13 protein-coding genes are annotated in these 12,253 nt (G+C 45.8%); all 13 read right to left on the bottom strand.

Features of this window, described 5'->3' with window-relative positions; translation table 11 throughout:
- Positions 1-125: 125 nt before the first annotated feature.
- The 13 genes from proS to MHB82_RS11285 all read right to left on the bottom strand — a co-directional run bounded on the left by proS (position 126) and on the right by MHB82_RS11285 (position 12,217).
- Positions 126-1,580, bottom strand: coding sequence for a proline--tRNA ligase (proS, locus tag MHB82_RS11345; protein ID WP_095358600.1), 1,455 nt, complete (start codon positions 1,578-1,580; stop codon positions 126-128).
- Between the two features lie 62 nt (positions 1,581-1,642).
- Positions 1,643-2,914, bottom strand: a complete 1,272-nt coding sequence (rseP, locus tag MHB82_RS11340) for an RIP metalloprotease RseP (protein ID WP_095358601.1) — start codon at positions 2,912-2,914, stop codon at positions 1,643-1,645.
- Positions 2,915-3,027: 113 nt separating this feature from the next.
- Positions 3,028-4,167 carry a 1-deoxy-D-xylulose-5-phosphate reductoisomerase gene (locus MHB82_RS11335; protein ID WP_341174686.1) on the bottom strand — a complete coding sequence of 380 codons (1,140 nt, stop codon included), beginning with the start codon at positions 4,165-4,167 and terminating at the stop codon, positions 3,028-3,030.
- Between the two features lie 77 nt (positions 4,168-4,244).
- Positions 4,245-5,039: a phosphatidate cytidylyltransferase gene (locus tag MHB82_RS11330; protein ID WP_341174685.1), complete on the bottom strand. Its 795-nt coding sequence runs from the start codon at positions 5,037-5,039 to the stop codon at positions 4,245-4,247.
- A 16-nt stretch (positions 5,040-5,055) separates the two neighbouring features.
- A complete protein-coding gene (locus MHB82_RS11325) occupies positions 5,056-5,823 on the bottom strand; it encodes an isoprenyl transferase (protein WP_095358604.1) in 768 nt (255 codons plus the stop codon).
- Positions 5,824-5,912: 89 nt separating this feature from the next.
- Positions 5,913-6,467 carry a ribosome recycling factor gene (gene frr / locus MHB82_RS11320; RefSeq protein WP_095287800.1) on the bottom strand — a complete coding sequence of 185 codons (555 nt, stop codon included), beginning with the start codon at positions 6,465-6,467 and terminating at the stop codon, positions 5,913-5,915.
- Positions 6,467-7,195, bottom strand: a complete 729-nt coding sequence (gene pyrH / locus MHB82_RS11315; protein WP_095287801.1) for a UMP kinase — start codon at positions 7,193-7,195, stop codon at positions 6,467-6,469. Before pyrH ends, frr begins: the two co-directional genes overlap by 1 nt.
- 229 nt (positions 7,196-7,424) lie before the next feature.
- Positions 7,425-8,075, bottom strand: coding sequence for a translation elongation factor Ts (gene tsf, locus MHB82_RS11310; protein WP_341174684.1), 651 nt, complete (start codon positions 8,073-8,075; stop codon positions 7,425-7,427).
- 120 nt (positions 8,076-8,195) lie between these two features.
- Positions 8,196-8,894 (bottom strand): 30S ribosomal protein S2, encoded by a 699-nt coding sequence (gene rpsB / locus MHB82_RS11305; RefSeq protein ID WP_047842496.1) that lies wholly within the window; start codon positions 8,892-8,894, stop codon positions 8,196-8,198.
- Between the two features lie 273 nt (positions 8,895-9,167).
- A complete protein-coding gene (locus tag MHB82_RS11300; RefSeq protein WP_095358605.1) occupies positions 9,168-9,803 on the bottom strand; it encodes an endolytic transglycosylase MltG in 636 nt (211 codons plus the stop codon).
- A gap of 3 nt (positions 9,804-9,806) precedes the next feature.
- The gene (locus tag MHB82_RS11295) at positions 9,807-10,376 is read right to left on the bottom strand and encodes a DUF6115 domain-containing protein (RefSeq protein WP_341174683.1); all 570 of its coding nucleotides are present in this window, start codon (positions 10,374-10,376) and stop codon (positions 9,807-9,809) included.
- Between the two features lie 65 nt (positions 10,377-10,441).
- The gene (locus MHB82_RS11290; protein WP_095358607.1) at positions 10,442-10,756 is read right to left on the bottom strand and encodes a hypothetical protein; all 315 of its coding nucleotides are present in this window, start codon (positions 10,754-10,756) and stop codon (positions 10,442-10,444) included.
- Positions 10,757-10,807: 51 nt separating this feature from the next.
- Positions 10,808-12,217 carry a DUF342 domain-containing protein gene (locus MHB82_RS11285; RefSeq protein WP_341174682.1) on the bottom strand — a complete coding sequence of 470 codons (1,410 nt, stop codon included), beginning with the start codon at positions 12,215-12,217 and terminating at the stop codon, positions 10,808-10,810.
- Positions 12,218-12,253: the final 36 nt, after the last annotated feature.

Below are 12,253 nucleotides of genomic sequence, written 5' to 3'. Positions count from 1 at the left end.
TTAAAACATGAAAAGCTCCTGCAATCAAAAATGTCCCCGATCCGAACCCGCACCGACTCATTTTATCCGACAGAAGCCTTCCACTACTTACTCATACGGTGAATATTCCTGATGTTAATGATGACCTAGTAGGCTCTTGCAAACACTACTGTGTTCTTCGCCTTTTCACCACAAGCCAGGCACGTATGCTTTTCTTCCGCAGGCTGGAACGGAATGTTCCGGCTTGTTGCACCTGTTACTTCTCTCACTTTATCTTCGCAAGCTTCGGAGCCGCACCAGCCGGCCAGCGTAAAGCCACGTTTGTTTTCCATCAATTCCTTCATCTCATCGAGCGTATCTACAGAGTAGAAGTTGTCCGACATAAATGTCCGTGCACGTTCCAGCATATCAGATTGAACCTGATTCAGCATATTCTGAATTTCTTCCACCAGATTCGCCTGCTCTACTACTTTTTTCTCACCAGTGATCCGAGACACAAGCACACATACACCATTTTCCATATCGCGAGGACCAATCTCGAGACGAATTGGAACTCCGCGCATCTCGTATTCATTGAATTTCCAGCCTGGACGAACGTCGCTGCGGTCATCCATTTTAACACGAATGCCTGCTTTTTTCAGTTCAGCGAACAATTCGTCCGCACGACCCACAACGGCATCACGTGTTTTTGGCGGTCCAATCGGAATCATCACGACTTGGGTTGGTGCCACTTTTGGAGGAAGTGCCAGGCCACGATCATCACCGTGCACCATGATCAGCGCACCGATCAAGCGTGTACTTACGCCCCACGATGTCGTATACGCATGCTCAAGCACATTTTCCCTGCTGAGATACTGAATTTCAAATGCTTTTGCAAAGTTAGTACCCATGAAGTGAGAAGTTCCGGCCTGTACGGCACGTCCATCTTTCATCATCGCTTCGATGGAGTATGTATCCACCGCACCTGCAAATTTCTCTGATGGCGTTTTTTGACCAGTGATGACCGGGATTGCCAAATACTCTTCTACGACTTCGCGATAGATTTCAAGCATGCGCATCGTTTCTTCACGTGCTTCTTCTTCCGTTTCGTGAGCCGTATGACCTTCCTGCCAGAGGAATTCGCTTGTCCGCAGGAAAGGCAATGTTCTTTTCTCCCAACGAACAACGTTAGCCCACTGGTTGATCAGAACTGGCAGATCACGATAGGATTGAATCCATTTGGAATACATGTGACCAATGATGGTTTCGGAAGTCGGACGAATTGCCAGGCGTTCTTCCAGCTTTTCACCACCAGCTTCGGTAACCCAAGGCAATTCCGGGTTAAATCCTTCAACATGTTCTTTTTCTTTTTGGAAAAAGCTCTCTGGAATGAACATCGGGAAATACGCATTGCGATGGCCCGTTTCGCGGAAACGACGATCAAGTTCATCCTTGATATGTTCCCAGATTTCAAATCCGTCAGGCTTGAACACAATACATCCGCGAACCGGCGAATAATCCATCAGATCGGCCTTTTTTATAACATCAATGTACCAACGGGAGAAATCCTCGCCCTGTGGTGTGATTTCAGTCACGAATTGTTTATCATTTTCCTTTGACATAAGACTCCAGCGTCCTCCCATAACGACCCTCTCTGCAAATTCAGAGTGTAGTCAAACCATAATTATCCGTTAATTAAACGTAGTATATCATTATATGTTACAGCCAGCATCAGTACAAACAGCATGGCAAAGCCTACAAAGTGAACCATACCTTCACGGTTAGGATCAACAGGCCGTCCTCTTAGCGCTTCAATTCCAAGGAATACCAATCGGCTGCCATCCAGCGCAGGTATTGGCAACAGGTTGAAGATTCCAAGATACAAACTCAAAATAGCAGCCCATCTTGTTAGCTGTTCAATGCCCTGTTTGGCAATCTGACCTGTTACTTCAAATGTACGTACCGGTCCGCCAATGTCGTCCATGTTAAACTGATTAATCAGATGTTTGAAACCTTCAAAGATGACTTTTGTGGTATCTACCATGGCTAAACCTGATACTTTGAACGTTTCTGCAAATCCAACAGATCGGGTCGGCAGTGTTGGCACGATTCCCACCTTACCACCCTCTTGTCCCTCTACAGTACGGGGCGTAATCGTTATATTAAACGTTTCATCTCCCCGACGCAGGGTCCATTCCATCGGCTTGTCTTTCGACTCAGCAATCATAGCCACCATTTTTTGCGAATCAATACCTATAGCCGTACCATTGATAGTCTCAATGATATCTCCTTCTTTCAGGTTGGCCTGGTCGGCAGCGCCGCCCTCAAGTACTTCACCGATTTGCAGATTTTTAGGGTTTTCCACCGGAACTCCGGCCATTTGTGCATACACAGCAAACAAGACAAAAGCCAGAATGAAGTTCATCAATGGTCCAGCAAAAATCGCCATCGCCCGTTGTCCAACCGTCTTGCTGCCAAACTGCCGGTCTTTCGGAGCAATTTGTGTTTGTTTACCGCGACTAACGAGCATTGCTTGTGGATGTATGCGGTAGTGTTGTACCTCTCCATCAACATCCAATTGCATTTTCAACGCATTCTCCATATCAATGGAGATCACTTCGCCACGTATTACATTTTTACGATTATCCAATTGGTCCAGATAAATCATTTTCACTTGATCATCCATCGGTCTAACCGCAATGGTCTGACCCTCTTGGATTTCTACAAGCTCGGGGTCTTCACCAGCCATACGTGCATATCCGCCAAATGGAAGCAAACGCAATGTAAACTGGGTCTCGTTTCTTTTATATGAGAACAATTTGGGACCAAAACCGATCGCAAATTCCCTTACAAGAATACCGGCGCGTTTGGCAAAATAATAATGCCCCCATTCATGAACCGTCACGATGACAAAGAACATGAGCACCGTTAAAAATACAACTTGTATGGTTTCCAATCCCTATCCATCCTCCTTCACGGCACGAACCGAAGTCTGTCCCTTTAGATTATCATTATTCCAAGGTGCCGCACAAGAGAATCACTTCTTCCATATTTGTGATGAAAAAAGGATTATAGACTAAAAGCATGTTTACGACTTTCCTGGTCACATCTTGCAATTTCTTCGAGATCAGGATTGTCCACATTGCGGTGTGCATCCAGCACGGAAGCAATAATATCCTCTATTTTAAGGAACGAAATCTCTTTGCGCAAGAAGCGTGCCACAGCAACCTCATTCGCGGCATTAAATGCCGTAGTTGCAGTCCCTCCCATTTTACCACACTCATAAGCAAGTCTTAAACAAGGGAACCGTTCCATATCCATCTCACGGAATTGCAGCTTGCCTGCTTGGGCCAAAGAGAGTCGCTGTGCTGGTGAAGGCAGCCGATCCGGATAAGTTAACGCGTACTGAATCGGAACACGCATGTCCGGATTGCCAAGTTGAGCAATGATGCTCGTATCCTCAAATTCAACATAGGAATGTATAATACTCTCTGGGTGAAGCAGCACGTCAATCTGGTCATAGGTCAACCCGAACAACCAATGAGCCTCTATCACTTCCAAGCCTTTATTCACCATCGTTGCGGAATCAATCGTGATTTTGGAGCCCATCGACCAATTGGGATGCTTCAGGGCATCTTCAACCGTAACATCCCGCAGCTGTTCACGTGAGAAATCGCGGAAAGAACCCCCTGAGGCCGTAAGGGTAATTCCTGCTACCCGGTTACGGTTTTCTCCGTTCAAACATTGAAATATCGCAGAGTGCTCGCTATCGATCGGCAGCAGAGAGACACCTTTTTCCACAGCTCGCGCTGTCACAATATGTCCTGCTGTCACCAGAGTTTCCTTATTGGCAAGCCCTATTTGTTTGCCTGCTTCAATGGCAGCCAGTGTTGATTCGAGTCCTACGCTCCCCATGACAGCTGTCACCACAGTATCTGCGTCTGTCCCGGCTGCTACTTCCACCAAGCCCTCTTTTCCATAAAAGAGCTGCGTTCCCGCAGGTAAGTGCGGGGCGACCGTCTCAGCCAATTCTTTGGTACCTACAGATACCTTTTTTGGCCGATAGCGATTGGCTTGTTTGATTAAAAGTTCCGTATTCCCTCCGGCAGCCAGGCCCTCCACCTGAAAAAGCTCAGGATGCATGTCAACGACATCCAATGTTTGAGTTCCAATCGAACCGGTGGATCCGAGAATTGCTATTTTCTTCATGCTGCACCTCATCTTTATTTATCCATCGCGTGCATAATTTCGAATCCATTGGTTATACACGTCTTATGTTCAAAACATTAGTAAGGCAGAAGCATTAGTATATGTACAAATGGAAACACAACAATCCAGCTGTCGCACCGATCCAGAATACCTCCATGCCCCGGAAGAAGGTTGCCGGAATCCTTAATATTGTACACACGTTTGTAAGCGGATTGGATTAGGTCCCCCATTTGGCCGACTACAGCACATGCGAGCCCAATCAATATTGCTCTCTGCCAAGATAACAAGCCATTCGATAACATCGCAAACACAACAGATGTTACAACGGCAATCACAATACCGCCCAACGCGCCTTCCACCGTTTTGTTAGGACTTATTGATGGCCATAATTTGTTCTTCCCCATGAGCTTCCCAACAAAGTAGGCACCAGCGTCACTGGCCCAGATTGAGCCTAATAATAGGAATGTCCAAAATAGCCCGTGATGAAGATGTCTGGACTCAGCAATATAATAAAAACCGATGCCTATATACAGCACACCCAAAAAGAGCATGGCGATTGTATTCACAGGAATCCTGTTCTTGGTTATCACCGAGGCCGTCATTAAAACAAGCATAACCAGCCAACTAATCTGGAACAGCGTCAGCGGTCTGCCTTCCCACACCATTTCCCATGGAAAGACAAGTGCAAAAACACCTGCATATCCAATCAGGGCTACACCTGAAAAAGGTTGTACCCCCGTCATTTTCACAAATTCATAATAACCGATGAGAGCCATAAGCAGTACCAGGCCATGATACCAAGGTCCGCCCAGCATGCAAAAACCCAAAAACAACACACCTGCTACTATCCCTGTCGTTAATCGCTGTTTCAACGGCTTCATCCTCCATCTATTTCAAACCGCCGTAACGCCTTGTTCTGCGCTGATATTCGGCTACTGCTTCAAGCAAGTGCTGTTTGCCAAATTCGGGCCAGTATATATCCGTAAACCATAACTCGCTATATGCAAGCTGCCAAAGCATAAAATTACTGAGCCTTAATTCTCCACTTGTCCGGATTAACAGATCCGGATCAGGCATATCCACAGTCAACATATGTTTGTCTATGAGCTCAGGTGTAATGTCTTCTGCCGAGAGTTCCCCCGACTGGACCTGCAGCGCAATCTGCTTCACACAGTCCGTCATTTCTCGACGACTTCCATAATTCATTGCAAAGTTCAATACAAGCCCCGTATTGTGTTCCGTAAGACGAATTGCTTCACGTAGGGCATTAACGGTATGTGAAGGTAACTTCTCTTCCTGCCCCATCATGCGTATGCGGACATTCTTCTCTATAAGTTCATCTAACTCAATCGCCAGAAATTCTTGTGGAAGTCTCATTAGAAAATCCACTTCTTCTTTTGGACGTGTCCAGTTTTCTGTCGAAAAAGCATACATCGTCAGATATTTGATGCCCAGTTCATCCGCCGCGATGGTTGCACGTTTCACTGCCTTCATGCCATTTTGATGCCCAGCTATGCGTGGCAGACCCAGACGTTTGGCCCATCGACCATTCCCGTCCATAATAATGGCAACGTGCTGCGGGATATTATCCTCGGATATAGTCAGCGTTTCCTGCTTTTCAGCCCCATTCCACCACGACCGAACCCGTTTGATCATTCCTGTTCCTCCAAAATCCCTGAAGTTTCTTCACCTGAAGACTAGAAAAAGAGACAAAACCCCACCGTATTGGAGGGGCTGCGCTTGTCTTACACTTCCATAATTTCTTTTTCTTTGGCAGCGAGTACCTTATCGACTTCAGCAATAAACTTGTCGGTCGATTTTTGGATATCGTCCTGATGTCTCCGGGACTCGTCCTCGGAAATCTCTGACTTCTCCATTTTTTTGATATCATCATTCGCATCACGACGAATGTTACGAATCGCAACTTTTCCTTCTTCGCCGAACTTTTTCGTCAGTTTAACGAGTTCTGTTCTGCGCTCCTCTGTAAGTGGAGGAATGGACAAACGAATCATGTTACCATCGTTGGCCGGTGTTAATCCCAGATCCGACTTCATGATCGCACGTTCAATTTCGCCCATAGAAGATTTGTCCCACGGCTGAATCATCAGCGTACGGGAATCTGGTGTGCTAATATTTGCAAGTTGATTAAGTGGTGTCATTGCTCCATAATACTCTACCTGAACCCGGTCCAGAAGAGCCGGAGTTGCACGTCCTGCACGCAAAGTGGCAAGATCACGACGTAACGCTTGAATTGCTTTATCCATACGTTCTTCGGCATGTTTTTTAACCGCTTCTGGCATTAATCTACACTCCCTTTAACGATTGTTCCGATGCGTTCACCGAGAACTACACGTTTGATGTTACCTTGTTCTGTAATGGCAAATACGATCAACGGAATGTTGTTGTCCATACAGAGCGAGGACGCCGTCGAATCCATTACACCAAGATTTTTGTTAAGTACATCGAGGTAAGTCAGTTGCTCATATTTCTCAGCAGTACTATCCTTGAACGGATCGGCCGAGTATACGCCATCAACTTTGTTTTTAGCCATCAGGATGACCTCTGCTTCGATCTCCGCTGCGCGCAGTGCTGCTGTTGTATCCGTGGAGAAGAACGGGTTACCTGTACCAGCTGCAAAAATAACGACACGGCCTTTCTCTAGATGACGAATAGCTCTGCGACGGATATATGGCTCTGCAATTTGCTGCATGGCAATAGAAGTCTGTACACGTGTAGGCACTTCAATCTGTTCCAATGCATCTTGCAGTGCTAGCGAGTTCATTACTGTAGCTAACATTCCCATATAGTCGGCTGTTGCTCGATCGATGCCGTTTTCGCTGCCGGCGATTCCACGCCAGATGTTTCCACCACCACATACGATGGCAACCTGCACACCAAGTTCAACAACTTCTTTTACCTGCTGAGCAATCGACGAGATCGTCTCTGCATCAATACCATAGCCGTTTTGACCGGAAAGGGACTCCCCACTAACCTTTAAGACAACGCGTTTGAATACTGGCTGTTCCAATTGTTCACCCTCCACTTTAAACTTGAGCACCTTCGGTGTTCAATCAACAAAACTTCTCGCGCATGGCCTCCTGCTTAAAAAGAAAGGAACACGACTGTGTTCCACTCTTTTAGAAAAACGATTAACCGGTTAGGCACTGTTTTCCTGAGATATAAGGGAGCTCTGCTTCGAAGTTTTATCATTCTTATATCTTCGAAAACCAATTTCTGCTTACCGGTATAAAACCGTCTTATTTGTTCACTTGGGACATAACTTCTTCTACGAAGTTATCTACTTTTTTCTCCAAACCTTCACCCAGTTCGTAACGAACGAAACGACGGATGGAGATGTTCTCACCGATTTGGCTGATTTTTTCGTTCAGCAATTGAGAGATTGTTTTGTCTGGATCTTTAACGAAAGTTTGTTCCATCAGGCAGTACTCTTCGTAGTATTTACCGATACGGCCTTCAACCATTTTCTCAACGATTTTTTCTGGTTTGCCTTCGTTCAGCGCTTGAGCTTTCAAGATTTCTTTTTCTTTTTCCAGCTCTTCTGCAGGAACTTCTTCACGAGTTACGAATTTCGGACTAGCTGCAGCGATCTGCATAGCGATGTCTTTAACGAAATCTTTGAATTGGTCTGTTTTACCTACGAAGTCAGTTTCGCAGTTAACTTCTACCAAGACACCAATACGGCCACCAGCGTGGATGTAAGATTCTACAGTACCTTCAGTAGCTGCACGTCCTGCTTTGTTTGCAGCTGCGGAAAGACCTTTTTCACGCAGAATTTCAGCCGCTTTTGTGATATCACCATCTGCTTCTTCCAGTGCTTTTTTGCAATCGAGCATACCAGCGCCCGTTTTTTCACGAAGTTCTTTTACTGCACTCGCGTTAACTGCCATTATTAATTCCCTCCAAAATAAGTATTGTACGTACACGTACACTCTAAAAAAAGGGCAGTGAGAGGTTATCCACCTACCAACCACCCTTTTCATTTAGTTCATTCGTTATGTTCGAATCTATTAAGCGGAAGTTTCTTCGCCTTGGTTAGCTTCGATTACGGCATCAGCCATTTTACCTGTCAACAGCTTAACAGCGCGGATTGCGTCGTCGTTACCTGGGATAACATAATCGATTTCGTCCGGATCGCAGTTAGTATCAACGATACCTACAATTGGGATACCCAATTTGCGAGCTTCAGCAACAGCGATACGCTCTTTGCGTGGATCGATGATGAACAGGGCGCTTGGCAGGCCTTTCATATTTTTAATACCGCCGAGGAATTTCTCCAGACGATCTTTTTCTTTGCGAAGCAAGATAACTTCTTTTTTAGGCAATACAGCGAATGTACCGTCTTCTTCCCAAGCTTCCAATTGTTTCAAACGATCAATACGTTTTTGAATCGTTTGGAAGTTAGTCAGAGTACCGCCCAACCAACGTTGGTTAATGTAGAATTGACCAGCGCGTTCAGCTTCTTCTTTAACAGAATCTTGAGCTTGTTTCTTAGTACCCACGAAAAGAATTGTACCATTCTCTCCTGCGATTCCTTTAACGAAGTTGTAAGCCTCTTCGACTTTTTTCACCGTTTTTTGCAAATCGATGATGTAAATTCCGTTTCTTTCAGTGAAGATATAACGATCCATTTTTGGGTTCCAACGACGAGTTTGGTGACCGAAGTGTACCCCAGCTTCGAGAAGCTGCTTCATGGAGATTACTGCCATCTTCACACACCTCCTAATATGGTTTTTATTGTGTCCTCCGCCGGCATCATTTTTCGCCAAGACTCTCCATCAGGAAAGCACCCTCAACAAAATTAGCACATGCGTGTGTTTTAACACCGTTATCTAATATAGCATAACTGCTTGGCTGATGCAACAGTCTTTGAAAGCAAAAAATACCTAGTCGCACAACGTTTTTATGTTATGTGAAATCTCCGACTATAATTATTGCCCAATTGGACTATAAAATAAAAGAACCGTCTTGCCTGAGTGTACTCAGCTTGACGGTTCTTGAGTAATTTTGGCGATGATCGATTTGAAGCTTTCCCCTTTTTCAAGTGCGTACGTTCCCACCTGAATCTTGGTGTTAATTCGCTCTGCCTTTCCCGCCTTAATGAAGGCCTGAGCATCATCTACTATGCCAGCTTTCTCGAGATTTCCAGCGACAATCGCCAAACTGTTACCAGAACGCACTCTAAATGTGACTGTTGCCTTTTGAGGCGTATTCGGTGACGATGGCTCTGCTGCTTTTGGCTCGCTCACATTATTCGGACTCTCATTACCACTTGAAGCGGGCTGCTGAGGCTCCGTGGGAGCTTCCGGATCACTTGTATCCTCTGCCTTCTCCGGAGCAGTAGCCGTTTCCCCCTGCATTTCACTGCTCTCCTGCTTCTTCTTTTGTACCCATTCGGCTTCCGTGTATAGTTCGTCCTCTGTACCGACTAGCTTCAAATCCATGCTTTTGGCAGCCAACTCCAACTCTTCCTTCGTCAGATTGGCTGCAGTTGCAGTTGGATCCGTTTCCAAACTGCTGTCAGATAGGGCGTTTTGTCCCACTGTGGCAAGCTGAAGCAGCACTGCTCCAATGATCATGCCCGTTCCAATTCCAATCCATAGGGAGCGCTTGTCCATCTCTTAGCCTTCCTCCCGTTCTGCCAGCTGAAGAATCAGCTGTACTTCTCCACGCTGTATGCCGGTCTGTTTTGCGATCGCATCCACTGATTTGCCTTCATCATACAAATGAAACACTTCTGAATACCGATCTTTGATTGACTCTCGCTCATTGACAGGCTTTTGGCCACTTGGTATTGGCTCGGTTTCTGAAATCTGCTTAGCGGCGTCATCTCTCACACTGGCCACAAGAGCCTGAGCCTGCAACGCATTGAATTCATCCTTTGATATATCTGAAACATGATGGGTGTCGGACTCTTTGCTTTTTTCAAGTTCATTGAGACGCTTCTGCAATTCTTCAAGCTGCATTTGCATGCGCTGATCTGCAGCAGCTGCCTCTCCCTTCATTTCAGCAACACGCTGAATAAGGGCATCATTATCGCTTTCGATTTCAGCCATATAATGTTCCAGTGTGGATTCCATCTCTTGCACTAATTGTTGGCTCGGTTCTGGCTTCTTATTTTTCTTGGGCATGATGAATGCATATGCAATGGCACAGGCACCTAATATGACAATAATAACCCATGGTGACAAATTGGTTCCTCTCCTTTGGATATCGCCTTCAAAGCTCAAGTCTTCATTTTTGAATACGGAAAGGGTTACAATGACAGGTCCACATGCTTTCCTTTGTACGGATGCTCCGCAGGTTTGACTTGCTCTGACATCTGGATCGTTTCCTGCTCCCGGGAACCCCCTTCGTGCTCTCCATTACTAGATTGACCGTCTCGTACACCTGTATGTGCTGTTTCTTCCATCGCTTCACTGCGCTGTCTTGCCTCTTCTGCTTCCTTGGCCGTTTGCACTGCCAGTAAATTCTGGTCCGTGACCGGCCGCTGCTGATATTCGCTCTGATACCGACCGGCTTCACTTGTTCGTGGTACTGCAATCTGCAACTCTACTGCCTTAAAACTCATACGTTCACCTCACGGTTTCGAATGGTTTTCTACCTGTGCCTGATGCTGTACTTAAACGAATGGAGTCATCGTAATGTCCCCGTCATGATAATAAAATGAAATTCTACTCACAGGATTTTTAATAAATTTGGTGTATCTGCCGATAACTATTTTAGACCCACCGTAAATTATTTTCAAAATGTCTATTCTGGCTCTGTTCGTATCCTCAAGTACATTTTCAATTTCAAGTATACGTACTTTGGTTTCTTCATTAAGCCGAAGTGCAGACTTTTGTGTAGCCGTAAGCTTAACTCGCATTGCCATTTTGTCAGGACTCAGTTGTCCAGCAGCAGCTAATTGGTCCAGCAGTACCAATGCTTTTTTCGTTTTGTCCAAGGAATCCATCTGTTCCCTGAGCCCTTTACGCAATTCACTCAGTTCGTTACGCAGTTTGGGTAGAACACCAACTTCAATCGAAGTTACTGTCGACATGCTGTTCCCCACAATTCGTGCTGAAACATTTTCACCGGCTTGAATGGATCCACCAACAATAAGGCCTTTAGTGCCGGCACAGATCACGCCCCTGCCTGCACGGATATTGGAATGCATAATGCTTTGGGAGACGAGAACATCTTCACCTGCATCTACGTTACCTTCCTGAATAAAGGTGCATTTGACATTGTGACCCGCCTGAACAAGCCCTTTATTATATCCGATAATACCGCCAGTGATCTCAACAGAGCCCCCTGCTTCAAGCTCTGCGCCTTCGACACCGCCAACAACGCGAATGTCACCCGCAGCTTTTATTTTAAAACCAGTCAGTACATTGCCGCGTATGACCACCGTACCTACAAAATCAATATTACCGATATTGTAGTCTACATCGCCATTTATTTCATATACCGGGAATACATTCAGTTTGTTTCCTTCCGTTTTGGTCACGAGTCCATCCAAAGCGGCATACATTGCAGATCCATCCGGATTAATAACAACATTCTTCCCCACTTTGAATCGTGCGTCTTTCCCTGGTCGAAAAGGAATTTCCTCACCAGTAACGGCCTGACCTACTGAACCATCTACTGGAGGAATGCGCTCGGCAATGATTTGACCTGATTTTACATTATTCAACCGAGTTACTTCTTTGTAATCCACCCTGCCATCTTCTGCTTCCAGAGGCCGCCGTTCACTCGCATCGTCCATGCCAACCAATACCTTGATGTATCCGTCTGTTCCAGGAACAGCCGCGATGCCTTCGGCGATCTTCAACTGCGTATTCATATATGTTTCAGGTTGATTCACAAACACGAGCAGTGCTTCACGCAGCACACCATACTTAATGCCCTGACCCGCAATAAACTGTTCCAGTTCATCCAGCGTGCAGGTGAAACCTTCTTCCTGCTTGGAAAACTCAAGGTAGGCCGTACTTTTATCTTCCGATAAAACAACGCTAAGGCATTGTTCCAAAGCAATTCGCTGTGTCAATGCAGTTCTTCCTCCTTTTAGACTTTCCACTCCCCG

The sequence above is a fragment of the Paenibacillus sp. FSL K6-2862 genome (assembly GCF_038005125.1).
GTDB lineage: Bacteria > Bacillota > Bacilli > Paenibacillales > Paenibacillaceae > Paenibacillus > Paenibacillus illinoisensis_A.
The sequence above is the reverse complement of the archived record's forward strand: the minus strand, read 5'-3'. Positions and strand labels throughout refer to the sequence as shown.